Origin of the sequence: Streptomyces toyocaensis (assembly GCF_000725125.1) — a bacterium.
Classification (GTDB): Bacteria; Actinomycetota; Actinomycetes; order Streptomycetales; family Streptomycetaceae; genus Streptomyces; species Streptomyces toyocaensis.
The window spans coordinates 19542-45877 of sequence record NZ_JFCB01000038.1; the positions used below are offsets into that span (position 1 = coordinate 19542).

Annotated in this window: 17 protein-coding genes; 6 read left to right on the top strand and 11 right to left on the bottom strand. The window is 73.7% G+C overall.

The annotated features are described in order from the left end of the window. Window positions 1-18: 18 nt before the first annotated feature. Window positions 19-678 carry an Rv3235 family protein gene (locus tag BU52_RS35080; protein ID WP_037939947.1) on the bottom strand — a complete coding sequence of 220 codons (660 nt, stop codon included), beginning with the start codon at window positions 676-678 and terminating at the stop codon, window positions 19-21. Between the two features lie 316 nt (window positions 679-994). Here BU52_RS35080 and BU52_RS28850 point away from each other — a divergent pair, with 316 nt between their 5' ends. From BU52_RS28850 to BU52_RS28865, 4 genes are all read left to right on the top strand, one after another. Further along, window positions 995-1501, top strand: coding sequence for a DUF6912 family protein (locus BU52_RS28850; protein WP_037939991.1), 507 nt, complete (start codon window positions 995-997; stop codon window positions 1499-1501). Between the two features lie 48 nt (window positions 1502-1549). After that, window positions 1550-2221 (top strand): HAD family hydrolase, encoded by a 672-nt coding sequence (locus BU52_RS28855; RefSeq protein WP_037939949.1) that lies wholly within the window; start codon window positions 1550-1552, stop codon window positions 2219-2221. 653 nt (window positions 2222-2874) lie between these two features. Continuing rightward, a complete protein-coding gene (locus BU52_RS28860; RefSeq protein ID WP_037939951.1) occupies window positions 2875-7827 on the top strand; it encodes an NAD-glutamate dehydrogenase in 4953 nt (1650 codons plus the stop codon). Window positions 7828-7954: 127 nt separating this feature from the next. Further along, complete coding sequence (locus tag BU52_RS28865; RefSeq protein WP_037939953.1) at window positions 7955-9475, top strand: hypothetical protein; 1521 nt, start codon at window positions 7955-7957, stop codon at window positions 9473-9475. Window positions 9476-9635: 160 nt separating this feature from the next. On the opposite strand, the gene BU52_RS28870 is transcribed toward BU52_RS28865, so the two are convergent. From BU52_RS28870 to BU52_RS28885, 4 genes are all read right to left on the bottom strand, one after another. After that, the gene (locus BU52_RS28870) at window positions 9636-11309 is read right to left on the bottom strand and encodes a glycosyltransferase family 2 protein (RefSeq protein ID WP_037939955.1); all 1674 of its coding nucleotides are present in this window, start codon (window positions 11307-11309) and stop codon (window positions 9636-9638) included. After that, window positions 11306-13504: a CDP-glycerol glycerophosphotransferase family protein gene (locus BU52_RS28875; protein ID WP_037939957.1), complete on the bottom strand. Its 2199-nt coding sequence runs from the start codon at window positions 13502-13504 to the stop codon at window positions 11306-11308. Before BU52_RS28875 ends, BU52_RS28870 begins: the two co-directional genes overlap by 4 nt. Window positions 13505-13603: 99 nt before the next feature. Next, on the bottom strand, window positions 13604-14485 hold the full coding sequence (locus tag BU52_RS28880; protein WP_037939960.1) for an ABC transporter ATP-binding protein: 882 nt from the start codon (window positions 14483-14485) through the stop codon (window positions 13604-13606). Next, window positions 14478-15407, bottom strand: coding sequence for an ABC transporter permease (locus BU52_RS28885; protein WP_037939962.1), 930 nt, complete (start codon window positions 15405-15407; stop codon window positions 14478-14480). The genes BU52_RS28880 and BU52_RS28885 overlap by 8 nt, the downstream gene beginning before the upstream one ends. Before the next feature lie 143 nt (window positions 15408-15550). Between BU52_RS28885 and BU52_RS28890 the strand changes: the two genes are divergently transcribed. Next, complete coding sequence (locus BU52_RS28890; RefSeq protein WP_037939993.1) at window positions 15551-16177, top strand: TetR/AcrR family transcriptional regulator; 627 nt, start codon at window positions 15551-15553, stop codon at window positions 16175-16177. Here BU52_RS28890 and BU52_RS28895 read toward each other — a convergent pair. Together BU52_RS28895 and BU52_RS28900 are read right to left on the bottom strand one after the other, a co-directional pair. Next, window positions 16098-17789, bottom strand: coding sequence for a glycosyltransferase family 2 protein (locus tag BU52_RS28895; protein ID WP_078903495.1), 1692 nt, complete (start codon window positions 17787-17789; stop codon window positions 16098-16100). The genes BU52_RS28890 and BU52_RS28895 overlap by 80 nt on opposite strands. A gap of 87 nt (window positions 17790-17876) precedes the next feature. Then, window positions 17877-18374, bottom strand: coding sequence for a MarR family winged helix-turn-helix transcriptional regulator (locus tag BU52_RS28900; protein ID WP_037939964.1), 498 nt, complete (start codon window positions 18372-18374; stop codon window positions 17877-17879). A 127-nt stretch (window positions 18375-18501) separates the two neighbouring features. Here BU52_RS28900 and BU52_RS28905 point away from each other — a divergent pair, with 127 nt between their 5' ends. After that, on the top strand, window positions 18502-18915 hold the full coding sequence (locus BU52_RS28905) for an organic hydroperoxide resistance protein (protein WP_037939966.1): 414 nt from the start codon (window positions 18502-18504) through the stop codon (window positions 18913-18915). Window positions 18916-18925: 10 nt separating this feature from the next. On the opposite strand, the gene BU52_RS28910 is transcribed toward BU52_RS28905, so the two are convergent. The 4 genes from BU52_RS28910 to BU52_RS28925 all read right to left on the bottom strand — a co-directional run bounded on the left by BU52_RS28910 (window position 18926) and on the right by BU52_RS28925 (window position 26263). After that, complete coding sequence (locus BU52_RS28910; RefSeq protein ID WP_037939968.1) at window positions 18926-20485, bottom strand: membrane protein; 1560 nt, start codon at window positions 20483-20485, stop codon at window positions 18926-18928. Between the two features lie 78 nt (window positions 20486-20563). Further along, window positions 20564-21847, bottom strand: a complete 1284-nt coding sequence (locus tag BU52_RS28915) for a hypothetical protein (protein WP_037939974.1) — start codon at window positions 21845-21847, stop codon at window positions 20564-20566. After that, entirely contained in the window at window positions 21844-24060 is a 2217-nt protein-coding gene (locus tag BU52_RS28920) for a bifunctional glycosyltransferase/CDP-glycerol:glycerophosphate glycerophosphotransferase (RefSeq protein WP_037939976.1), read from the bottom strand. Before BU52_RS28920 ends, BU52_RS28915 begins: the two co-directional genes overlap by 4 nt. Window position 24061: 1 nt before the next feature. Further along, a complete protein-coding gene (locus tag BU52_RS28925) occupies window positions 24062-26263 on the bottom strand; it encodes a bifunctional glycosyltransferase/CDP-glycerol:glycerophosphate glycerophosphotransferase (RefSeq protein ID WP_037939979.1) in 2202 nt (733 codons plus the stop codon). Window positions 26264-26336: the final 73 nt, after the last annotated feature.

Below are 26336 nucleotides of genomic sequence, written 5' to 3' on the forward strand. Positions count from 1 at the left end.
CGGCCGTCGCACGCGTGCTCAGCGGGCGTCGGCGTGGTGCGGGCGGTTGCCGCCCAGCTCCACGGCGGTGCAGCGCCACCGCAGGTCGCGGCCCCGCTCCAGCCGGAAGGCCATGGCGCGCAGTCTGTCCCCGGCGCCGATGCGCGCGAACGCCTCGATGGCGCCCTCGCGGGGCTCGAACCAGCCGATGTCGCGCACCACGGGGCGGGCGCCCCGGGTGCGCAGCGGCCCGCGCTCGGCGAGCCGGATCAGCTCGTCGTAGGCCTGGCCCGCGGTGTGCCGCAGCATCGCGTGCACGGGCCGCTGCCCGCTGAGGACGGCGAGGAGCAGCTCGGCGAAGCGGTCGGTGGGGCGCAGTGGGGGGACGACGGGACGACGGGCGGGCCGGTCGGCGGCGCGCGCCACGACGACCTGCGCGCGGCCGTGTGCGGACACCGGCCGCCGCCCCCGGGCCGCGCGGGCGGCGGGGCGGTTGTCGGCGGGCCGGGTGGAGCGGCCGGCGGCGGCCGGCCGGCGCCCTCCGGGGGACGGGGCGGTGCCGATGACGGCGGGGGTGCGGGGCGGGGTGGTTCCGGTGGAGGGCACGGGGGGCGGGGACTGGCCCGCGCCGGGAGCGTGAGCCGTCCTGTCCGCGGCGGCGGACGTGGGGGTGTGGTGCCTGGTCATGACCTTGTTCATGGGGGACCCCGTTCGGCGGGCCCGGCGCCCGGCTCGGGGGAGCCGGGTGATACCGGGCGGTAACTTCCTGGTTGGGGATCTTGTACGGGGCGGTGCCGGACCGGGGCAAGGAGGGCGGTGACGGGCCGGGACGGCGGCGGGATTCACTTATCCGGGTGATCGGCGGGGCGCCGGCCCCGTGTCCCGGCGGGTTCACCGGGTGACGTCCGGGACCGGAGTGGACGTGTCCGGGGGTCCGGGCAGGAACCCGATGGGGGACCCGGGACGTATCCTGATGGCCCTGCGGAGCCCTCCGATCACACGAAAGCGGCCGATCATGCGCGTCTACGTCCCCCTGACCCTCCCCGGGCTCGCCGAGGCGCACAGGACGGGTCAGCTGGGTGACGGGCCGTTCCTCGCCTACGCCGTGACGCCCGCGCTGCGGGAGTGGTACCTCTCCGACGACGTCGAGGAGCTGGAGTACGCCGCGCTGAGCCGCGCCGCGCTGGCCTCCCTGCGGCTGCTGGCCGCGGACGCCGGTGCGCCGCGGCGCCGGGTCGTGGTCGCCGTGGACGTGTCCGACGGCGCGGCCCGGCCCGACCCGGACCGGGCCCTCGACCCGGGCGCGCTCGGCGAGGTGCGGGTCGCCGGTTCCGTACGGCTGGCCAAGGCGGCCGCGGTGCACGTGGACGCGGCGGACGCGGAGGCGGACGTGGCGGCCGCGGCGGACGCGCTGCCCGCGGCGGACGGAGGCGACGACGACGCGCAGTTCGTGGTGGACGGGGCGGAGGACCACGAGCTGCTGTGGTACGCCACCCAGGAGATCCCCAACCTGGTGGGCTGACCCGCGGCCCCTGCCGCATGCCGGTGCGGGCGGGTACCGTTTTCGGGCATGGGGACGCACAGGGACGCACACATCGTCTGGGACTGGAACGGCACGCTGTTCCACGACGTCGACGCGGTCATCGGGGCGACGAACGCGGCGTTCGCCGAGCTGGGCCTGGAGCCGCTCACGCTGGAGCGCTACCGGGAGCTGTACTGCGTGCCGGTGCCGAAGTTCTACGAACGGCTGATGGGGCGGCTGCCGAGCCAGGCCGAGTGGGAGCTGATGGACACCGTCTTCCACCGCCACTACACGGAGCACCGCGTGCGCTGCGGGCTCGCCGAGGGGGCGGTGGAGCTGCTGTCGGAATGGGCGACGGCCGGCCGTAGCCAGTCGATCCTCAGCATGTACGGGCACGAGGACCTGGTCCCGCTCGTGAGGGGCTTCGGGATCGAGCCGCACTTCCTGCGGGTCGACGGGCGGACCGGGCCGTCCGGGGGCAGCAAGGCGGAGCACATGGTGCGCCACCTCGGTGCGCTGACCGGGGTGGACCCGGCGCGCACGGTGGTGATCGGTGACGCGGCCGACGACGCGCTGGCCGCCCGGCACGTGGGAGCGCGGGCCGTGCTGTACACGGGCGGGTCGCACGGGCGGTCCAGCCTGGAGGCGGTGGGGGTCCCGGTGGTGGACACGCTGCGGGAGGCCGTGGTGGAGGCGGAACGCCTGGCGGCGGCGGCCTGACGGCCGTCGGAGGCCGCAGCCGGCCGGGGGCGGGACGGGCCGGCCACACCGGGCACGCCTCCCGTGCCGGCCCCATGGGCCCTCCGGGCGCCCTCGCGGCAGCACCGCCGGCCTGCCGCCCACGTCGCGCACCGCGCCGACGCGTCGCGGCATGGGCGGTGTGCGCAGGCGTCCCGTGTGGCACGGGACCCCCTCGGGTCACATCCGGCGGGCGTCGTGGGGGACGCCGAGGGGAAGTGCACTGTGCAGAACGTCAAAGTTCGTGCCCCGGTTTTGTACACATACGGCTCATGACGGGGCACCTGTAGGGAGCGATAGCCTTGGTGGCGTGATCAGCGCGATAGCTCGCGGGGGCCTCTGTGTCCCTGCTGTGCGCCCGGCGTGCACGGACGACATCCGTGACCGGGTGGCAGTCGCTGGTCTTCGCGGGCGGCACGGGACGACGCGGCGCACCCCAGGGGGGCAGGCGTCACGGAGAGCAGAGTCACACCCGTCGGACGCACCGAATTCGGCCGAGAAGCCCCCGCTCCTCCCACCTTGCGGCATAGCGTCGGAACAGACCGGACACCCCGCGTCGTATCACCGCACCACAAGGCCGGAGACCGTACTTTCTTCTACGTCACGCAACGGCGCGCGACAGGAGCCAGAGGACCATGCAGACCAAGCTGGACGAAGCCAAGGCCGAGCTGCTCGACAGGGCCGCCCGGGTAGCTGAGAACAGCCCGGCCGGGGGGAAACTGCCGACTGGGACGACGGACAAGGGCATGCCCGACCGGGACACCGTGCTCGAGTTCCTCCAGCGCTACTACCTGCACACCGCCCCGGAGGACCTGACCGACCGCGACCCGGTCGACGTCTTCGGAGCCGCCGTCTCGCACTTCCGGCTCGCCGAGAGCCGCCCCCAGGGCACCGCCAACGTCCGGGTCCACACCCCGACCGTCGAGGAGAACGGCTGGACGTGCAGCCACTCCGTCGTCGAGGTGGTCACCGACGACATGCCCTTCCTGGTCGACTCCGTCACCAACGAGCTGACCCGGCAGGGCCGCGGCATCCACGTCGTCATCCACCCCCAGTTCGTGGTCCGCCGGGACGTCACCGGCAAGCTGATCGAGGTGCTCTCCACCCCGGTCGGCGGCGACCTCCCCCAGGACACGCGCGATCTCCCGCACGACGCGCACGTCGAGTCCTGGATCCACGTGGAGATCGACCGCGAGACCGACCGCGGCGACCTCAAGCAGATCACCGCCGATCTGCTGCGGGTCCTGTCCGACGTCCGCGAGGCCGTCGAGGACTGGGGCAAGATGCGCCAGTCCGCGACCGCGCTGGCCGAGACGCTGCCCGACGAGCCCGTCCCCGCCGACCTGCCCGCGCCGCAGGTCGAGGAGGCCCGCGAGCTGCTGCGCTGGCTCGCCGACGACCACTTCACCTTCCTCGGCTACCGGGAGTACGAGCTGCGCTCGGACGACTCGCTGGCCGCCGTCCCCGGCACCGGCCTCGGCATACTGCGCTCGGACCCGCACCACGCCGACGAGGAGGGCCACCCGGTCAGCCCGTCCTTCGAGCGGCTGCCCGCCGACGCCCGTGCCAAGGCGCGCGAGCACAAGTTGCTGGTGCTGACCAAGGCCAACAGCCGGGCCACCGTGCACCGGCCGTCGTACCTGGACTACATCGGCGTCAAGAAGTTCGACGCGGACGGCAACGTCGTCGGTGAGCGGCGCTTCCTCGGACTGTTCTCGTCCGCCGCCTACACCGAGTCCGTGCGCCGGGTGCCGGTGATCCGGCGCAAGGTCGAGGAGGTCCTGGAGCGCGCCGGCTTCTCGCCGCACAGCCACGACGGGCGCGACCTGCTCCAGATCCTGGAGACCTACCCGCGCGACGAGCTGTTCCAGACCCCGGCCGAGGAACTCCAGGCCATCGTCACCTCGGTCCTCTACCTCCAGGAACGCCGCCGCCTGCGGCTCTACCTGCGCCAGGACGAGTACGGGCGCTACTACTCCGCCCTCGTCTACCTGCCGCGCGACCGTTACACGACCGGTGTGCGCCTGCGGATCATCGACATCCTCAAGGAGGAGCTCGGCGGCATCAGCGTCGACTTCACCGCCTGGAACACCGAGTCGGTGCTCTCCCGGCTGCACTTCGTGGTCCGCGTCCCGCAGGGCACCGAACTGCCGCAGCTGTCCGACGCCGACAAGGAGCGCATCGAGGCCCGGCTCGTCGAGGCCGCCCGCTCCTGGGCCGACGGCTTCAGCGAGGCGCTGAACGCCGAGTTCGGCGAGGAGCGCGCCGCCGAACTGCTGCGCCGCTACGCGGGTGCCTTCCCCGAGGGCTACAAGGCCGACCACCCCCCGCGCAGCGCCGTCGCCGACCTGGCCAGGGTCGAGCAGCTCGACGAGGAGCGGAACTTCGAACTCAGCCTGTACGAGCCGGTCGGCGCCGCACCCGACGAGCGCCGCTTCAAGATCTACCGCAAGGGGGAGGCCGTCTCCCTGTCCGCGGTGTTGCCCGTGCTCCAGCGGCTCGGCGTCGAGGTGGTCGACGAGCGGCCGTACGAGCTGCGCTGCTCGGACCGCAGCGTGGCCTGGATCTACGACTTCGGCCTGCGCATGCCCCAGGCGGCGGGCGGCGGGGTGGACTACCTCGGTGACGACGCCCGCGAGCGCTTCCAGGAGGCCTTCGCGGCGACCTGGACCGGCCAGGCGGAGAACGACGGCTTCAACGCCCTCGTACTGAGCGCCGGGCTGACCTGGCGGCAGGCCATGGTGCTGCGGGCGTACGCGAAGTACCTGCGCCAGGCGGGTTCCACCTTCAGCCAGGACTACATGGAGGACACCCTCCGCCACAACGTCCACACCACGCGGCTGCTCGTCTCCCTGTTCGAGGCGCGGATGTCGCCGGACCGGCAGCGCGCCGGGTACGAACTGGTGGACGCCCTGCTGGAGGAGGTCGACGCCGCCCTCGACCAGGTGGCCTCGCTGGACGAGGACCGCATCCTGCGCTCCTTCCTCACCGTCATCAAGGCGACGCTGCGCACCAACTTCTTCCAGGAGGCGAGCGGCGGCGTGCCGCACGACTACGTCTCCATGAAGTTCGACCCGCAGGCCATTCCGGACCTCCCCGCGCCGCGCCCGGCGTTCGAGATCTGGGTGTACTCGCCGCGGGTCGAGGGCGTGCACCTGCGCTTCGGCAAGGTCGCGCGCGGCGGCCTGCGCTGGTCGGACCGCCGTGAGGACTTCCGTACGGAGATCCTCGGCCTGGTCAAGGCGCAGATGGTGAAGAACACCGTCATCGTGCCGGTCGGCGCCAAGGGCGGCTTCGTCGCCAAGCAGCTGCCCGACCCGAACGCCGACCGCGACGCCTGGATGGCGGAGGGCGTCGCCAGCTACCGGACGTTCATCTCGGCGCTGCTCGACATCACCGACAACATGGTGGCCGGCGAGGTCGTGCCCCCGGTGGACGTCGTCCGGCACGACGAGGACGACACCTACCTCGTCGTCGCCGCGGACAAGGGCACCGCCAAGTTCTCGGACATCGCCAACGAGGTCGCCGAGTCCTACAACTTCTGGCTCGGTGACGCCTTCGCCTCCGGCGGCAGCGCGGGCTACGACCACAAGGGCATGGGCATCACCGCCCGGGGCGCCTGGGAGTCCGTCAAGCGGCACTTCCGGGAGCTGGGCGTGGACACCCAGACCCAGGACTTCACGGTCGTCGGCATCGGCGACATGTCCGGTGACGTGTTCGGCAACGGGATGCTGCTCAGTGAGCACATCCGGCTGGTCGCGGCCTTCGACCACCGGCACATCTTCATCGACCCGAACCCCGACGCGGCCCTCTCCTACGCCGAGCGCCGCCGCCTGTTCGAACTGCCGCGCAGCTCCTGGGCCGACTACAACACCGAGCTGCTCTCGGCCGGCGGCGGGATCTTCCCGCGCAGCGCCAAGTCCATCCCGCTCAACTCCCACATCCGCGAGGTCCTCGGCATCGAGCCCGGCGTCACCAAGATGACCCCGGCCGACCTGATGAAGGCGATCCTCACGTCGCCGGTGGACCTGCTGTGGAACGGCGGCATCGGCACGTACGTCAAGGCGTCCACGGAGTCCAACGCCGACGTCGGCGACAAGGGCAACGACGCCATCCGCGTCGACGGCAAGGACCTGCGCGTCGAGGTCGTCGGCGAGGGCGGCAACCTGGGCTTCACCCAGCTCGGCCGGATCGAGTTCGCGCTGCACGGCGGCCGGATCAACACCGACGCCATCGACAACAGCGCGGGCGTGGACACCTCCGACCACGAGGTGAACATCAAGATCCTGCTGAACGGTCTCGTCAAGGACGGCGACATGACCGTCAAGCAGCGCAACAAGCTGCTCGCGGAGATGACCGACGAGGTCGGCGAGATGGTGCTGCGCAGCAACTACGCGCAGAACACGGCCATCGCCAACGCGCTGGCGCAGTCCAAGGACATGATGCACGCGCAGCAGCGCTTCCTGAAGCACCTGGTGCGCGAGGGCCACCTCGACCGGGCCCTGGAGTTCCTGCCCACCGACCGCCAGATCCGCGAACGGCTCGCCACCGGTCAGGGCCTGACCGGACCGGAGACGGCCGTCCTGCTCGCGTACACGAAGATCACGGTGGCCGATGAGCTGCTGCACACCTCGCTGCCCGACGATCCGTACCTGACGGTGCTGCTGCACGCCTACTTCCCGACGGCCCTGCGCGAGCAGTTCCTCGACCGTCTCGACGGCCACCCGCTGCGCCGCGAGATCACCACGACGGTGCTGGTCAACGACACGGTCAACACGGGCGGTACGACGTATCTGCACCGGATGCGCGAGGAGACCGGCGCGTCGCTTGAGGAGATCGTCCGGGCGCAGACCGTGGCCCGCGCGATCTTCCGCTCCTCGGTGGTGTGGGACGGCGTCGAGGCGCTCGACAACACGGTCGACGCAGAGGTGCAGACCCGGATCCGGCTGCACTCGCGCCGGCTGGTGGAGCGCGGTACGCGCTGGCTGCTGAACAACCGGCCGCAGCCGCTGGAGCTGGCGGAGACGGTGGAGTTCTTCGCCGAGCGCGTCGAGCAGGTCTGGGCGCAGCTGCCGAAGCTGCTGCGCGGCGTGGACCTGGACTGGTACCAGAAGATCTACGACGAGCTGACCGGCGCCGGCGTCCCCGACGAGCTCGCCACGCGGGTCGCCGGGTTCTCCTCCGCCTTCCCGACGCTCGACATCGTGTCGATCGCCGACCGGATGGGCAAGGAGCCCCTGGACGTCGCCGAGGTGTACTACGACCTCGGTGACCGGCTGCGCATCACCCAGCTGATGGACCGCATCATCGAGCTGCCGCGCGCCGACCGCTGGCAGTCCATGGCCCGCGCGGCGATCCGCGAGGACCTGTACGCGGCGCACGCGGCGGTCACCGCGGACGTGCTGGCGGTGGGCAACGGCTCCTCGACGCCGGAGCAGCGCTTCCAGGTCTGGGAGCAGAAGAACGCGGCCCTGCTCGGCCGGGCCCGCACCACCCTGGAGGAGATCCACGGCTCCGACGCGTTCGACCTCGCCAACCTGTCGGTGGCGATGCGGACGATGCGGACGCTGCTGCGGTCGCACTCGTAGCGGACACACACCGAGGGGCGCCCCCGGACCGTCGGGTCCGGGGGCGCCCCTCGTGCGTGCTTGGTGCCTTAGGTGGGGATCGGCGGTGAACCGGTGAGGCCGGGCCGTCGCGGGCTATGGCTTTTGTGTGACTGTCCGATTCTCGTCGTCCGTCGGCTCGGGAAGGACCGGGGCGCGCCGCGCCCCGGTCCACCCGGCGGCCGTGGGCCGGACCATAGCCCGGGTGGCGGCGGGACTCGTCCTGGTCCTGCTGGTCCTGGTGGCCGTGCGGCTCCCGTGGGTCGGCGACCTCGGCATCCACGCGGCGACCGTGCAGCGGTTGCGGTACAGCCCGTTCGACCCGGGCAACCCGCTGGTGGACGCGGACACGCCGAGTCCGTATCACTCGCCGTGGATGCTGGTGCTCGGCGGTGTCGCCCGAGTGACGGGGCTGGGCGTCTTCGTGGTGCTGCGCCTGGCCGCCGCGGCCGGGCTGGTGCTGCTGGTGACGGGCGTGTGGCGGTACGTACGGACACTGAGCGCGCGGCGGGCCGCTCCCGCGCTCGCCCTGCTGAGCCTGCTGCTCCTGTGGGGCACGACGCCGTTCCTGTGGAGCGGCTACCTCGGGCTCAACTCGCTCGCGCTGACGGTGGCGTATCCCAGCACGTTCACCCTCGGGCTCGCCTTCCACCTCTGGGCGTGGCTGACGGTGGCGACGCGCGGGGCGGCCGGGTGGGGGACGTGGCTCGGTCTGGGGGTGCTGTGGGCGGTGATCCTGCTCTGCCACCAGTTCTCGGGCGTCGTGGCCTCGGCCGGCGCCGTCGCCACGGTGGTCGGGGCGCGGCCCGGGCGGGCGGTGTGGCCGCGGGCGGCCGCCGCCCTGGCGGCCGGGGTGGTGGTGCTGTGGGCGTGGCCGTACTACGACTTCTTCGCGCTGTCCGGCGCGGGGGAGGCGCTGGAGCCGGTGCACCGGGTGCTGTACGCGCGTCCCCTCGCGCGGTACGGGCTGGTGCTGCTCGGGGTCGCCGCGCTGGTGCCGCGGTGGCTGCGCGACCGCAGGGATCCGCTGGTGGTGTTCTTCGTGCTGGGGGCGCTGGTCGTCTCGGCGGGGTGGCTGACCGGCCACTACTCGTGGGGGCGTGCCCTGCCGGCCGCGGTCGTCCCGGCGCAGCTCGCGGCGGCGCTGGCGGCCGGCCGGGCGGGGCGCCGGTGGGCGCGGGCCGGCTGGGCGGTGCTGTTCACCGGGGCGCTCGTGCTCGGGGGGTGGGCCCAGGCGGGAACACTCGGGTACGTGGTGCCGCGCGGCGCCCTGCCGGAGGTGGTGGCGGACCGGTACCGGCCGCCGTGGACGGGGTATCACTGGATCACTCCGTGGGTGCGTTACGGCGACGTGGTCATGGCCGAGGGGCGGCCGGCGCGGCAGGTTCCGGCGTACGGGGGCTACACGGTCGCCCCTGGGTACCCCGACTTCTTCCTGCCGGACGAGGAGCGGCGGGTGGCGGCCACGCGGGCGTACTTCGCGGAGGGGGCGTCGGAGGCCGTGCGGCGGGGGGTGGAGCGGGAGTATCGGGTGCGGTGGGTGGTGGACCGGACCGGGGTTCTGGCGGGCACGGCGTTGCGGCCGGTGGCGCGGGGGCCGGAGGGGGAGGTGCTGTACGCGGTGCCGTGAGGGGGTGGTGCCGGTGGGGTGGGGGGCCGGTGGGGTGGGGGCCGGGTTTTCTCGCCCCCGCCGCCCCTTCCCGTCCCGTCCCCGGGGGCTGCGCCCCGAACCCCCCTTCGGCCCTGGACGGGCCTCGTCCTCGAACGCCGGACGGGCTGTGAGGGGGGCCTCAGCGGAGGGCGCTTGCCACCAGGCGGGCGGCTCTGCGTACGCGGGGGCGGGCCAGGTGGAGGGCCAGGGGGCGCAGGACGTGCGCCGTGACACCGACCGGGGCCCAGCGGATCTGGAGCCGGCCCGGGCCGTGGCCCTCCGGCTCCATCGTGACCCGGTGCGGGGCCGCGCCGGAGCGGTAGGGGACGCGGACGGTCACAGGCGGGAAGGCGAGCGGGGCCAGCAGCAGGCCGCTGTTGCCCTGGCCCGCGCGGCTCAGGCGGACCAGTGGATGGCGCACCCCGGCGAAGCCGCTCAGCGGGAGGCGGGCGGCCGCCGGGTCGAGACGGACCCGGCCCTCGAAGACGCCGGGCCGGACCGGCTCGAGACGGAAGGGGACGGTGAGGCGGCGCCGGCCGGGTGAGAGCAGCAGACTTGCGCGCTGGGGGCCGACCGGGAGACGCCGGGCCGGGTCGTAGGTCCGCACGGTCAGGTCGAGACAGGCACCGGCGCCGTGGGTGATCTCCGTGATCTCGTGGCGGAACTGGGCGCCGAAGAACGGGCGGGTCTCCAGCTCCAGGTCGGTGAGGTCCAGTTCGCGGCGGGCCTCGGCGGACCCGGGGACCCGGTCGCCCCAGTAGGTGCGGCCGTCCGCGTCCGTCGTCAGCGTCCTCGGGGCGACACAGTGGCCGAGGCCCCGGGCGGCGAGCCGGGCGTCGGACAGACGGCGATCGCGGACCAGCCCGAGCACCACCCGCTCGGAGCGGGGGAGCCGGGCGTAGGCGCCCGGGGCCAGCGTCTCCAGATACGGGTTGACCAGGTCCGCGAAGCCCGCGAGCCACTCGTCGTCACGGTGGGGCAGGTCGCCCGCGTACATCCGGAAGTCGTGCTTCAGGAATTTGTGGTCCTTGTCCTCGCGCAGCGCCTCGTGCCCGCTCTCCACCAGGAACGCGTCGATCAGCCGCTGCACGTGGATCCGGTCGCGGACGTTGCTGAGCAGATGCCGCTGGTTGGAGATGGACGCCGCGTCGGAGCCCGCGTACGGGGCGACGTACCAGTGGTACACCGGCTCCGGGATGATCGTGAACCGCTTCGCCAGGCAGTACGCCTGCGCCGAGAACAGCTGGTCCTCGTAGTGGATGCCCTCGGGGAAGCGCAGGTCGTACCGGTCGAGGAAGGCGCGGGCGTACATCTTGCTGGTCGACAGGTGCTCGAAGAACAGGCGCGGGTCGTCCTCGATGCCGTCCAGGGTGCGGTGCTCGCCCACGAGGTGCGGCATCCAGGTGGAGCGGCGGCCGGTGTCCACCCGGATCCGCCGCACGGCGCCCATCGCGAAGTCGATGTCGCGTGCGCGGTGCGCGGCGAGCAGGGAGGCGACCGCCCCCGGCGGGAGTTCGTCGTCGCTGTCCAGGAACATCAGGTACGGCGCCCGCGCGATCTCCAGGGCGCGGTTGCGCGGCGCACTGCAGCCGCCGCTGTTCTCCGGCAGCCGCAGGCACCGGATGCGCGGGTCGGCGGCCGCCAGCTCGCGCGCCACCCGGGGCGTGTCGTCCGTCGAGTGGTCGTCGCTGATGACGATCTCGAGGTTCCGGTGGGTCTGGCGGCGGACGGACTCCACGGCGCGGGGGAGCCGTTCGGCGTCGTTGTGCACGATCACCGTGACGGTGACGTCGGGGACCTGAGGGGTGCTCATGACGCGGTCGCCTCCTCGGGGGTGGGCGCCGGGGTGCGTTCCCCGATCGGCAGCACCGGGGGCAGCGACGCCTCCTCCTCGCCGAGGAAGACCCGGCGTACGACGCGTTCGGCGGCGCGGCCGTCGTCGAACTCGCAGAACCGGCGCCGGAACACGGCCCGTGCCTTCGCCGCGCCCTCGTCGTGCCAGGCGTCGGTGGCGAGGATCTCGGTCAGCTCCTCCTGGGTGCGGGCCACCGGTCCCGGCGCCTCGGCCATGAGGTCGAAGTAGACGCCGCGCGTGGTGCGGTACGTCTCCCAGTCGTCGGCGTGGATGACGATCGGGCGGTCCAGGTTGGCGTAGTCGAACATGATCGACGAGTAGTCCGTGACGAGGGCGTCCGCGGCCAGGCACAGCTCCTCGACGGGGTCGTAGGAGGAGACGTCCACTACGCGGCCGGAGCGGCGCAGCCCGGCCAGCGGGGATACGCCGGCGTCGTAGAAGTAGTGGCCGCGCACCAGCAGGACGGTGTCCTCGCCGAGGTGGTCGGCGAGCGCGGCGAGGTCCAGGCGCGGGGTCCAGCCGGCCTCGTAGTCCCGGTGGGTGGGCGCGTACAGGACGGCCCGGCGGCCGGGCGGGATGCCGAGGCGCGCGCGGACCGCGCGGATCTCGGCGGCACCGGCCGTGTAGAAGACGTCGTTGCGCGGATAGCCGTGGTCCAGCGAGACGAAGCGGGCCGGGTACGCCCTCTCCCACATGCGGGTGGTGTGGCTGTTGCCGGAGATGCTGTAGTCCCACTTGTCGACGCGCTCGAGCAGCGCGTCGAAGTCCAGGCCCTGCGCGGCTGCGGGGAACGGCATCTGGTCCAGACCCATGCGCTTGAGCGGGGTGCCGTGGTGGGTCTGGACGTGGACGGCGCCGGGGCGCTTGACGACCGCGTTCGGGAAGTTGACGTTGTTGACGAGGTACTTCGCGGTGGCGAGCACCTCCCAGTAGCGGGGGGTGCCGGGGACGACGTGGTCGGTGCCGGGCGGGAGCAGGGCCGCGTTGCGCTCGGTGACCACCCACACGGGGTGGACGTCCGGGGCGAGCCGGGCGAGTTCGGCGGCGATCGCGGCCGGGTTGCAGGCGACCCCGCGGTTCCAGTAGGCGGAGAACACCGCGAGGTGAGGGTCGACGGGGCGGTGCAGGGCCCTGCGGTACCGGAGGTCGCGGACCCGGGTGCCGGCCTCGCGCCGTCCGGCGCGCACCGCGGAGCGCACGGCGCGGCGGGCGCGGTTGGCGGTCTGGAAGGCGCGGTACTTGGTGTAGGCGCCCTCCTCGAGCAGCGAGCGGCGGATGCCCTCGAAGCCCGCGGGGCGGCGGTGGCCCTCGGGGCGGCGGCGCAGGGCGGCGAGCGAGGCCCGGTGGAAGAACTCCTCGGCCACGTCGCCGGGCAGGCCGCCGCGGGCGAAGGTGCGCAGACAGTCCCGCACCATGATCTCGTACAGCACGGTGTAGACGGCGGGGCGTTCGCGGGCGAGGTCGAGGAGCTCCTCGTAGCGGTCGACGATCCCGAAGTGCTGCGCGGTGGTGGCCGGGGGGAGGCAGGCCGGCCGCAGCCTGCGGTCCTCGTACGCGATGTGCGGCAGGCAGGCGACGCGGTCGGCGAGCAGGAGCGCGGCCAGGGCGGCCCCCGGCTCGTCGTCGGTGCTGAGCCGCTCCTCGTGGGCCCGCCAGAAACCGGCGCGCAGGACGCGGGTGCCGAGCAGGGGGGTCAGCCGGAGCAGATAGGCGCTGTCGTCGAGCGCGAGGTCGGTGCGGCCCGCTCGGGTGAGGAGGGGGCCGTCCGCCGAGGGCAGGCCGGAGCTGCGCCACGTGCTGCGGAGGTGGTCGAGGAGCAGGACGTCGATGGTGCCGGGGAGCCCGGCGGCCCGTTCGGCGACCGTGCGCGGGCTGCCGGGCGGCAGGCCGTCCTTGGCGCGGACGAACTGGAGCCAGCGGCCGGTGGCCCGCCCGGCCCCCGCCGTCCGGGCCGCCGCGTCGGACGTGCCGTCGGGCAGCGGCAGCACCTGGACGTGGGGGGTGTGGCGCTCCGCGGCCTCCCGGGCCCAGTCGCCGACGGCGGCGACGACGACCTCGACGTCCGGGAGGGGGTGGGCGGCGAGCGAGTCGAGGAGGCCGGTCAGATGGTCCTGGGTGTTCGGCCCGTGAACGATGACGCTGAGCTCGGGCATCGAGGGGCTCCTTCGGCTTCTCGTCGCTCCGGACGGTCCTCTTCGGTCATATTGGCATCAATGTGACGAAGTGGGCGGAGCAACGCGCGGGCCGGGGCCTCACGAAGGAAGCGGAACCCCCGCCCCGCCCGGCGCGGGCGCGGGTTTCGGAGCGGCGGCCGCCTGGGGCTTCGGTTTCGGCTTCGGCTTGGCGGCCTTGTCCCCGGTGAACGCCTCGTACTCCTTGAGCACCTCCTCGGTCGGCCCGTCCATGCGCAGCTCACCCCGTTCCAGCCACAGCACGCGGTCGCAGGTGTCGCGGATGGACTTGTTGTTGTGGCTGACCAGGAAGACCGTGCCGGCGTGCTTGCGCAGCTCGCGGATCCGGGCCTCGGAGCGCTTCTGGAAGGAGCGGTCGCCGGTGGCCAGCGCCTCGTCGACGAGCAGCACGTCGTGGTCCTTGGCGGCGGCGATGGAGAAGCGCAGCCGGGCGGCCATGCCGGAGGAGTAGGTGCGCATCGGCAGGGTGATGAAGTCACCCTTCTCGTTGATGCCCGAGAAGTCGACGATCTCCTGGTAACGGGCCTTGATCTCGTCGCGGGACATGCCCATCGCGAGCCCGCCGAGGTGGACGTTGCGCTCGCCGGTCAGGTCGCTCATCAGCGCCGCGTTGACGCCGAGCAGGGAGGGCTGGCCGTCGGTGTATATGCGGCCGTTCTCCACCGGGAGCAGGCCGGCGACGGCCTTGAGCAGGGTCGACTTGCCCGAGCCGTTGGTGCCGATGAGCCCGATGGCCTCGCCGCGGTAGGCGACGAAGGACACGTTGCGCACGGCGTGCACCCGGCGCACGCCGGAGGCCTTCTCGGTCTGCTTGCGGCGCAGGATGCGGTTGAGGGCGGCGGTGGCGGAGCCGCGTCCGGCGCCGGTGCCGTTGACCCGGTAGACGATGTCGACGCCGTCGGCGACGACGGTGGGGACCTTCCGGTCGGTGCTGTCAGCCACGGCCGTACCTCTCCTCGGACTTCCAGAAGTAGACGAAGCCGGCCACGCCGGTCAGCACGGCCCAGCCCAGCGCGAACGCCCACACGTGCGGGGGCAGGTACGACGAGCCGTAGCCGTCGATCATCGCGAAGCGGACCAGGTCCATGTAGATCGCGGCCGGGTTCCACTGCAGGACGTCGGCGAGCCAGCCGGGCACGTCCTTGTCGTGCAGCATCGCCGGGATGCTGAACATCACGCCCGAGGCGTACATCCACGTGCGCAGCACGAACGGCATCAGCTGCGCCAGGTCCGGCGTCTTGCTGCCCATCCGCGCGAAGATCAGCGCCAGTCCGGTGTTGAACACGAACTGCAGCACCAGCGCCGGCACCACCAGCAGCCACGACGGGTCCGGGAAGCTGCCGAACGCCAGCATGACCACGACGAGCACGACCATCGAGAACAGCAGCTGCTGGAGCTGCTGGAGCGCGAAGCTGATCGGCAGCGAGGCCCGCGGGAAGTGCAGCGCCCGCACCAGCCCCAGGTTCCCCGAGATCGCGCGGACGCCGGCCAGGACCGAGCTCTGCGTGAACGTGAACACGAACACGCCCGTCACCAGGAACGGCACGTACACGTCGCTCGGGATGCCCCGGTTGGCGCCGAGCAGCAGACCGAAGATGAAGAAGTACACGGCCGCGTTCAGCAGCGGGGTCGCCACCTGCCAGAGCTGGCCGAGCTTGGCCTGGCTGTACTGGGCGGTGAGCTTCGCCTGGGAGAAGGCGAGGATGAAGTGCCGCCGGCCCCAGAGCTGACGGACGTACTCGGCGAGGGAGGGCCGGGCGCCGCTGACCGTGAGGCCGTGCCGGGCGGCCAGGGCCGCGAGGTCGTCCTCGGCCGGCGTGGGGCCGGCCGGTGCGGGGGGCGGTGTGTGGAGGACCTGACTCACATCCGCTGCTTTCGCTAGGGGGAGGGGAGGGCAACGGGTTATCGACGTCGGGACGGAACCGTATCGTCGTGACGGAGCGTAGGTCGAATGCGCGTCGGAACGCAACCGTTTCGTCGCTACGGTGGCGGCCTATGCTGGTCCGCATGACGACGAACGCCGAGGAGCCCCAGCCGCGTCCGCGCCGCCGGGCCCCCGCCGGGGCCGCCGTGCTGCGGGAGGACGTGACGGAGGCCATCCGGGCGGCCGTCTTCGAGGAACTCGCCGCCGTCGGCTACGCGCGGATGTCGATCGAGGGGATCGCGCGCCGCGCGGGCGTCGGCAAGACGGCGGTGTACCGCCGCTGGCGCTCCAAACTGCACCTGGTCCTCGACCTGGTGTCCGCGATCGCCGTGCAGGGCCTGCCCGCGCCGGACACCGGCTCACTGGAGGGGGACCTGCGGCTGCTCTACGAGGTCACGTCCCGCGCCCTGCGCCACCCCGTCGCCTCCCAGATCCTCCCCGACCTCCAGGCCGAGGCGGCCCGCAACCCCGACATCGCCGAGGCCCTGCGGAAGGCCCTGCGCGAGGGCCAGGACGGAGTGGCCAAGGGCATCGTCACGGCGGCCGAGGCGCGCGGCGAGCTCCGCCCCGGCGCCGACCACGACCTGGCCCTGGACCTGATCTCCGGCCCGCTCTACTGGCGCTCGGTGGTCATCCGCAACCCGAAGCTCCCGAAGGGCTACCTGGCGACTCTGGCGAGGGCGACGACGCAGGCCCTGAAGGCGCTCTGACGCGGGGCGGGCGCCGCAGCCGGGCGCGCAGGAGCGGGGTGATGCCGCGTGTGCCGGTCGCCACGCGCACGGCCAGGGAGCCCGAGTGGGTGGCGTACGGGTGGACGAGGAGCACGGCGTGCCGGAGGCTCGGCAGCGCGTGACGGCGCAGCAGGCCCGGGCCCGCGAGGGCGTGGGCCGTGACGCGGCGGGTCGTGCCGTCCCGGAAGCGCACGCGCAGCCGCAGGTCCCAGGTGCCCGTGGCGAGCGAGGCCAGCCGGTCCAGGCGTACGGGGGTCCGAGCGGTCCAGGTGCCCCCGGCGGACGGCCGCAGCGGCAGCGTGCGGCGCACGGCCGGCCCCGTGCCGTCCCGGTGGCGCCACTCCACCTCCACCTCCGCCGGACCCGCCTGTGCGGTACGGCCGTACAGGTCGTGCAGGCGCAGCCGCAGGCGACGCGCGCGGGGGCGCAGTTCCGCGTCCACGGCGAGGGGGAGCAGGGGCGCGGGGCGGGTCAGCAGGGGCTCCAGGGTGATCCCGGGCAGGTCGGGCGACCAGCACGGCGTGCCGTCCTCCGTGCGGGCGTACGGCGGGCGGAGCCGGGCGGGCCGGGAGGCGAGCTCCCGCAGGCGGGGCAGGTCGCGTGGCTCGGGGGAGGCCAGGACCACCCGTGCGATCAGCGGGCCCGGGGCGACCGGGTCGCGGGCCCAGTCGGCGGCGTCGTAGCCGGCGAGGACGGTCCGGGTGTGCTCCCACCACGCCCGCCGGTGGTCCTCGTCGCGCAGCGGCAGTTCCCGCGCGTACATGCGCAGGTCGTGGTCGAGGAACTTGGCCCGCGCCGCGCGGGCCAGCCGCTTCTCCCCGGCGTCCAGCAGGATGTCGTGGGCGGTGCGGCAGGCGTGCGTGCGTGCGCGCCAGTTGCCGATGCCCGCGCGGTCCAGCGAGATCGACAGCCGGCGCGCGGACCGGCGGACGTGCCAGACGTACACCGGGTCCGGGACCAGGGCGACGCGCGGGGCGGCGGCCCACACCCGCGCGGTGAAGACGATGTCCTCGTAGGGGAAGCGGCCGCCGGGGAAGCGGATGCCGTGCTCGCGCAGGAAGGCCGTGGCGTACAGCTTGTTGACGCAGAGGGTGTCGTGGACCAGGCGCGTGCGGTGCGCCGGGTGGGCGAGGACGGCGGGTGAGGCGTACAGGCCCGGCTCCCACGGCACCTCGCGGCCCGACGGCAGCTCACGGCGCACGCACAGACCGCCGGTGACCTCCGCGTCCGCCCCGGTCGCGGCCGCGAGCAGCGCGTCCGCCGCGCCGGGCGGCAGCAGGTCGTCGCTGTCCAGGAACATCACGTAGGGCGCGGTCACCGCGTCGAGCCCGGTGTTGCGCGGGGTGCCGCAGCCGCCGCTGTTGACGGGGAGCCGGATCACCCGCACCCGGGGGTCGTCGGCGGCGAGCCGGTCCAGCAGGGCGGCGCTGCCGTCCGTCGAGCAGTCGTCCACGGCGACGACCTCGCGCACCGCGGGGCCCTGTCCGAGCGCCGAGCGCACGGCCTCGCCCACGTGGGCGCCGTCGTCGTGACCGATGACGACGACGGCGACGCAAGCGGCGGTGGCGGCGTGGGCGTGAGAGGGGCGCATGACATCCTCGGGCTGTTTCGTGAGGTATTCATACCCTTTGCCCGGCCGGGAGTGCCCCGTCACACGCCGTGCGTCCGGCCGCCGCCGTCACGCGCCCTCGGCCGCCGCCCTGTCCAGTGCCGCGGTCAGGTCGCGCAGGTGGGTGCTCAGTGCGCGGACCTCGTCGGCCTCGAAGCCGGTCGCGGCGAGGATCCGGCGCGGCACCTCCACCGCCCGCTGCCGCAGCGCGACGCCCTCGTCGGTGGGCCGGACCTCCACCGACCGCTCGTCGCGCGCGCTGCGCTCCCGGCGCACGAGGCCGGCCGCCTCCAGTCGCTTGAGCAGGGGGGACAGGGTGCCGGAGTCCAGCCGCAGATGCTCGCCGAGCTTCTTCACGGGCAGGGCGCCGTGCTCCCACAGCACCAGCATGACCAGGTACTGGGGATAGGTGAGGCCGAGATCCTTGAGCACCACCCGGTAGACGCCGTTGAAGGCGCGCGAGGCGGCGTTCAGGCTGAAGCAGATCTGCCGGTCCAGGCGGAGCCAGTCGTCCGCGGCGCCCGGCAGCGGGGGCGACGCGGGTGGTGGGCTCGGAGTGGTCGTCATGCCTTCAGGGTAGCCCCGTGCGGGCCATTTGGTTGTGCACAATTAAGTTGTGTGCTCTACTTGTGGTCGTACGGGGGCCGGAACCGGCAGACGGTCCGGCCCGGTATCCGAGAGGGAAGGTCACCCCATGGACGCGCTCTACACCGCTGTCGCCACCGCCACCCACGGCCGCGAGGGCCGCGCCGTCACCTCCGACGGCACGCTGGACCTCGGCCTGAGCGCCCCGGTCGAGCTGGGCGGCAACGGCCAGGGCACCAACCCCGAGCAGCTCTTCGCCGCCGGGTACGCGGCCTGCTTCGGCAGCGCCCTCGGCGTGGTCGGCCGGGCGGCGAAGGTCGACGTCAGCGACGCCGCGGTGACCGCCGAGGTCGTCCTCGGCAAGCAGGGCGAGGGATTCGCGCTCGCGGTCACGCTGCGCGTCGAGCTGCCCGAGGGCATCGAGGAGGAGACCGGCCGCAAGCTGGTCGAGCAGGCCCACCAGGTCTGCCCCTACTCCAACGCCACCCGCGGCAACATCCCGGTCGACCTCGTCATCGAGTAGTCCCCGCCGGTCACCCCCCGACCCGCGCCAGCACCTCCCCCGTCCGCCGGCTCCACGTCACCACCACCGCCTCCTCGGGCACCCGCTGCCAGGGCGTCAGCAGCAGCCAGCGGGCGTGGTACCGGCGGACGATCGCGGCCCGCTCCGCGCGGGTCGCACCGGGATCCAGGTACGCGCGCACGTCGGCCACCCGCCGCAGCCGCTCCCGTTCGTCCAGCGCGGCGTCCGGCCAGGCCGGGGCGGCGAGGTTCGGCCCGTACCCGGCGAGGGCGTGGACGGCGTGGTAGCCGTCGGTGATCACCACCTCGCCCGGGCCGATGTGCCGCGCGGCCCAGAGGTACGCCGGCCAGTCCGGCGGCCGTGCGAAGCCCACCGGGTCCACCGCGGGCGGCACCACCGCCCCGGCGTGCACGGTGAGGAACCCGGCGCAGGCCCCCGCGGCCGTGACCCAGCCCAGCAGGCGCCGCCACCCCGGCCAGGGCCGGGGTGCCGCCAGCTCCACCGCGAGCGCGAACTGCAGCGGCACCAGTGTGAGCCCGAGGATCCTGCCGTAGGTGTAGTGGCCGCCGGCCCAGCCGTACGCCACCATCAGGCAGTCCAGGACGAACATCAGCACCAGCGGGTCGCGCCACGAGGTGCGCCGGGCCCGCAGCCACAGCGCGGGCAGCCCGAGCAGCGCCAGCCCGAACTGGCCGGCCAGGTCCCGGTACAGCCGCCGGTGCATGGCGTCCACGCTGCCGTCCCCGACCAGCGCGAACACGTCGAAGTACGGCCAGCACGCGGCCACCGCCGACGCCACCGCGCCCGCCAGCGCCCACCGTCCGGCGACCGCCGCCGACCACCGTCGCTGCCATCCGGCGACCAGCGCCACCGCGCCGAGCGCCGCCGCGACCGCCGTGATCGGATGCACGAGCAGGATCAGCCCGTACAGCGCGCCCAGCGCCGCGTACCCGGGCAGCGGGCGCAGCCCGCCCGGCCCGACGTACCGGACGGCCCCCGCGTCCCGGGCCCGCACACCCGTCAGCGCCCAGGCCCAGAAGGTGAGCCCGATCGCGAACGCCGACGGGTAGGACAGGTTGCCCGTCATCGACATCAGGTTCAGATAGCCGCTCCACCAGGCCCGCTCCACCCCCCACAGCAGTGTCATCGCGGCGAGCGCGAGCACCGGCGCCCAGGGACGCGGGGTGAGGACCCGGACGAAGCGGCCGATCCCGGTGAGCAGCACCAGCAGGTTCAGCGGCCCGGTGAGCCGCAGCACCTCCCAGCCGCCCAGCCCGGTCAGCCGGGCGAACGCGCCCTGCGCGAGCGCGAAGGGCGAGTAGTAGGGGCTGCCCGCGCCCGGCAGGTCCGCCATCGGGTGCCGGGGGTGCAGCAGGTCGTCCTTGAGCCGTTCGACGACCGCCGCGTGCTGCCCGGCGTCGCAGCACAGCGGCACCCTCCAGTACGCCAGCGACATCACGAGCCAGAACAGGAAGCCGACGAGCTGGTACGGGGTGGGGCGCCAGGCCCCGCCGCCGCGCAGCGCCGTGGCACCGCCCACGGTCCGCCGTACGAGGACTCCGGCGCTCATCGGGTGACGGGGAATGAGGGCATCTCAGGCATTTGCCGTATGTTCCCGGCTGCGTCAGCGGATTGACCTCGCATCACCTCATCGAGTGACGTCGGTGGTGCGGGCCAGTTCCACCGGAGCCCCCTGCGCCGGCACCACAGCCCGCCGCACCACCGGCTCCAGCAGCAGCGGCAGGCCCAGTACGGGCAACAGCCAGGCCAGTGTGATCAGCCGGTCGCCCCAGATGTTGATGTCGGGATGCCCCGCCTGGTTGAGGATCCCCGTGCAGGCCGCCGCGACCAGGAACGCGCCGAACGCCGGCCGGCGCCGCGCGCCCAGCACACCGGCCGCCAGGGCCGCCACGAACAGCGGCTCCCACAGCTGCCGCCGCAGCCACTCCATCCAGAAGTTCCCCTGGAGCTGGAAGAACTCCGCCCAGGGCCGCTCCCGGTCGGGGCGGGCGAAGTGATCGGTCAGCAGGTCCTGCACGCTCTCCGACACCGACGGATGGTGCAGCAGGCGGACCAGCAGCACGGTGCCCAGCACCCCCGCACACCCGGCCCCGGCGAGCGCCACCACCCCGCGTCCCGGGGGCAGCCCACGCCACCGGCGCCGTACGGCGACCGCCGTGCCCGCGACCGCCAGGCCCAGCCCGAGGAACAGCGCCTGCGAGTGCTTCACGGTGAACAGCGCGACCAGCGCGGCGCACACCAGCGCCGTGCCCGCCCGCGTCCCGCGCCTCTGGAGCACCAGCGCGCAGCCCCACAGCGCGGCCAGGGTGAGGGCCAGCAGCAGCCCTTCCGTCATCGGGCGCATCGCGGTCGTCCCGCACGGCAGCAGGCAGAACAGCGCCTGCCCGGTCAGCGCGAGCGGCACCGGCACCGACAGCGTGCGCAGCACCAGGAACGCCAGCACCCCGCCCGCGCAGGCGATCACGACGCCCGCCGCCCACAGCCCCCACGTCGCGCCGAGCACACTGACGAACGGCACCAGGAACACCGGGTAGCCGGGACGCACCTCGAAGATCCGCATGAACCGTTCCGGCATGAACGGCACGGTGTGCCCGCCGGTCTGCCCGGCCGCCAGCCGCGCCTCCACCTGCCGCCACTCCTGCTCCCGGCACTCCTGAAGGACCCGGGGTGCGGGGTCGGGAGCGTGGAAGCGCACCACGTCCACGTTCTGCGCGCGGTGCGCCATCGACGCCCGGCCCGCGCAGTAGTGGTCGATGGTGACGGTCGCCGCCTCCCGCTTGCCGGCGCCGCCCAGGCTCAGGGCGTACGACAGGTAGTTCTTGCTGTCGGGGGTGTCCCGGCCGGAGACGTTCGCCAGTTGCAGCACCGCGAAGACCGCGGCCAGGAGAAGGACCCAGGTGCGCGGCCTCACGGCGAGGTCAGCAGATCACGGTTGCCGGCCTGGGCGGGCACCCGGGCGGCGCCCGGGGTCAGGTCCGGCATCGGCTCGCCCAGCATCAGCGTCCGCACCACCCGCTCGGCGGCGCGGCCGTCGTCGAACTCGCCGTACCGGTCCCGGAAGGCGGACCGCAGCCGCGCCGCCTCCTCGTCCTGCCAGGTCCCGGAGTCGAACAGCCATGCCAGCTCCCGGTAGGAGCGCGCCACATGACCCGGCGCCTCGGCCGTGATGTCGAGGTAGGCGCCCCGGCTCGCCCGGTACGCGTCCCAGTCGTCGGCGTGGATCACGATCGGCCGGTCCAGCAGGGCGTAGTCGAACACCAGAGCCGAGTAGTCGGTGACCAGGACGTCGGAGGCGAGCAGCACGTCCTGCACCTCCGGCTCGTCCGTGGCGTCGACCAGCACGCCCCGACGGTGCAGCTCCGCCAACCCCAGCCCGCGCGCCGGTCCGTCGGCGAGCGAGGGGTGCAGCCGGACCACCAGGGTGCGGCCCTCGCCCAGGTCGGCGGCGAACCGGGCCAGGTCGATCCGCTCCACCAGCCCGTCCCTGCGGTAGTCGCGGCGGGTCGGCGCGTACAGCACGACCGTGTCGCCGTCCGGGATGCCGAGCCGCGCGCGGACCTCGCGCCCGCTGTCCGGGCCCGCGCCGACCAGGACGTCGTTGCGGGGGCTGCCGCTGCGCAGCGAGGTGAAGTGGCAGGGGAAGGCCCGCTCCCACACCAGCTCGGAGTGCCGATTGGCGACCAGGCTGTAGTCCCAGCGGTCCGCCCGGCGCAGCATCTGCGGCACGTCGAAGCCGTGCCGGGCGCCGGGCCTGCCCAGCAGGTCGGCGCCCATGAACTTCAGGGGAGTGCCCTGGTGGGTGTGGACGTGGACGCTGCCCGGGCGCTTGACCAGCGAACCCGACCAGTTGACGTTGTTGACGAAGTACGTGGCCCGCTCGGTGACCCGGCGGTAGCCGGGGGAGTCCGCCAGCACGTACGCGGTGTCCGGCGGCAGCCCGGCCGCCAGGTCCTCCTCGGCCAGCACCCACACGCCCCTGATGTGCGGGGCGAGTTCCCGTGCCGCGCGGTGGATCGCCGCCGGGTCGCCGAGCACGCCACGGTGCGAGAACGCCGAGTACACGGCGAGCCCAGGATCCAGCGGGCGGCGCAGCGCGGACCGGGCCCGGGCGGCCCGGTCAGCCGTCGCCGTGCGCGCCTGCCGGGCCCGCCGCCCCAGTTCCAGGCCCGCCCGGCCGGCGTTCCGCCGCAGCACGTGGCCGGCGTAGCTCCCCTCCAGCACGCGCAGCTCGGCGGGGACCCGGACGCCCTCCGGCCGGTGCGCCCGGAACATCTCGGCCGTGCGGCGGAAGAACTCGGCCCGGTCGGACGGCGGCAGACGGTCCGGCTTGGAGAGGATGTCGAGGCAGTGCTCGCCCATCTTGGCGTGCAGGAAGGGCCGCCAGTGCGCGAGCGCCGGGCGGGCGTCGACGAACCGGAACACCCGCGCGTACTGCTCGTGGACGTCGAAGTGCTTGCGGCTGGTGGTGGACAGGATGCTGCCCTGACGGCGCTGCCGGTAGTACAGGCAGATCCGGTCCAGGGTGGCGATGCGTTCCGCGCTGAGCAGCACCGGGAACGTCCAGGGCGTGTCCTCGTAGTAGCCGGGCGGGAAGGTGAAGCCCTCCCGCTCGACGAAGTCGCGACGGTAGACCTTGTTCCACACCACCATCAGCAGGTCGAGGACCTGGGGGCGCTCGGCGGCCGTGAACGTGCCGTCGGCGCACTCGGCCAGCAGGTGGGCCAGCACGTTGCGGCGGGTGCCGCCCCACCAGTAGGTGCGGGCGTAGTCGAAGACCAGGACGTCCGGGTCGCCGGTCTCGTCGAGGCGGTCGGCGAGGGCGCGCAGCGCGCCCGGGGTGAGGGTGTCGTCGCTGTCGAGGAAGAACAGGTAGTCGCCCGTCGCGTACGGCATCCCGGCGTTGCGGGCCCGGCCCAGGCCCACGTTCTCCGGCAGGTGCAGCACCCGGACCCGCTCGTCGCGGGCCGCGTACGCGTCGAGGATCGCGCCGCAGCCGTCGGGCGAGCGGTCGTCGACGGCGATCACCTCCAGGTCGCGGTACGACTGCCCGAGCACCGAGTCGAGGCAGGCGTGCAGGTACGCCTGCACCTTGTGGACGGGGACGACGATGCTGAAGCGGGGCACGTCAGCTCCTCACCTGGGTGGCGGCCGCGGGGGCGGGGACGCGCTCCGCGAGCGGGATCACGGGCGGCAGGGCCTCGGGCGGCTCGCCGAGCAGCACCCGGCGGACGACCCGCTCGGCGGCCCGCCCGTCGTCGAAGGGGCAGAACCGCTCCCGGAACCGGGCCCGCAGCGCCGCCGACTCCGCCCCCGCGTACGAGCCGTCGCGGAACACGCGGGCCAGTTCGTCGGGGGTGCGGACGACCGGCCCCGGCGGGCCGGCCATCAGGTCGAAGCAGACGCCCCGCACCTCCCGGTAGACGTCCCAGTCGTCGGCGTACACGACGATCGGGCGGTCCAGATTGGCGTAGTCGAACATGATCGACGAGTAGTCGGTGATCAGCGCGTCGGCGGCCAGGCACACGTCCTCGGAGGAGCGGTGCGCCGTGACGTCGATGATCCGGCCGCCGCTCCCGCGTCCGCCCCGGTCGTAGAAGTAGTGGGCGCGCAGCAGGACCACGACGTCCTCGCCGGCCGCCTCGCAGAACGCCTCCAGGTCGAGGCCGGGCACGAAGCCGGAGTGGTGGTCGCGGTGGGTGGGCGCGTACAGCACGGCCCGCGCCCCCTCGGGGACGCCCAGCTCCGCCCGGATCCGGGCCACGTCGTCCGCACCGGCCGTCAGGTACACGTCGTTGCGCGGATAGCCGTACTCCAGGTGCTCGTAGGAGCCGGGGAAGGCGCGCTCCCACACACGGGTGGAGTGGGGGTTGGAGGAGAGGTTGTAGTCCCAGCGGTCCACCCGGCCGAGCAGCTTGGTGAAGCTGCCGGTGGCGGCGGCCACCACCGGGTACGTCGACTGGTCGACGCCCATGGTCTTCAGCGGGGTGCCGTGCTGGGTCTGCAGATGCACGCTGCCGGGCCGTTTGACGACGCCCTCCGCGAAGTTGGCGTTGTTGACCAGGTACGTCGCACGGGCGAGCACCTCCCAGTAGCGGTGGCTGCCGATCACCGCGTACTCCACGTCGTCCGGCACGGTGTGCGCCTGGTCGGCCTCCACCAGGAACACCGAGCGGATGTGCGGGGCGAGCTCACGTGCCTTGGCGTGGATCGCGGCCGGGTTGCAGGCGTAGCCGCGGCCCCAGTACGCGCAGTACACGGCGAGATGGGCGTCCAGCGGGCGGCGCAGGTGCATCCGGTAGCGCAGCCGGGTGCGCAGGCCCCGGGGCCGCGGCACCGCCGCCACCGTCCGCGCCGCCGCGCGACGGGTGCCGCGCAGGGCGGCGAACGCCGCGTAGGAACCGGCCGCCAGCAGCCGGTGCTGCACACCCAGGCTGCCGCCCGGGGGCCGGAACCCGGCGGGGCGGTGACGGCGGTACAGGGCGCTCGCGCGGCGGAAGAAGGCGCGGCGGCCCGAGGTGAGCCGCCGGGGGTGGGCGGCGGTCTTCAGCACGGCCGCGAACAGCTGCTCGAACAACGGCCCCGACCGGTCGGCGGGAACCTCCAGGTCGGCGGCCCGGGCGAGCACCAGCTCGGCCTGGTCGAGCAGGTCGGCGTGGTGCTCACCGGGCAGGTTCAGCCGGTTGCCCTGCCGGCGCACCAGGTGCCGGACGGCCACCGCGCGGAGCACCGCCACGCGCTCGGCGCCCAGCATCGCGAGCCCGCCCCAGCCGACGTCCGTGAAGTGGCCCCGGGGGAAGGCCAGGCACTGCTCGGCGGCGAAGGCACGGCGCCAGGCCGCGCTCCACGCCGGGAGGCGCACACCCGTGAGCTGCGGGGCGCGGTCGGGGGCGAAGACGCCGTCCGGTGCGGAGGCCAGCAGCGGTGCGGCCGGGTTGTTGGGCTCGCCCTCCCACCAGGGGACGCGCTCGTGCTCGAAGTGCAGCACGTCCACCTCGCCGGTCCGCGTCAGACGCGCGTCCAGGGCGGCCAACGCGCCCGGGACGAGGACGTCGTCGCCGTCGAGGAAGAGCAGGTACGTCCCGGTCGCCGCCCGCATCCCCGCGTTGCGCGCCCCCGCCAGGCCCTCCGACGGCGGTGCGTGCACGGGCGCCACCCGGGAGTCCCGCCCGGCGTGCCGGGCGGCCACGTCGTCCGCCGGGGACCCGGGCGCGTCACAGACCGGGATCAGCTCGAAGTCGCCGAAGGACTGGGCGAGGACCGAGTCCAGCGCCTGGCCCAGCCGGCCTGCGACCCCGTGGGACGGGACGATGATGCTGAAGCGGGGCATTCTGCTCTTTCCGTAGGGATCTCGCGGCGCCGGCCGCTTCGGCGTGCGGGGCGCCGACCGGGCCGCCCCGCCG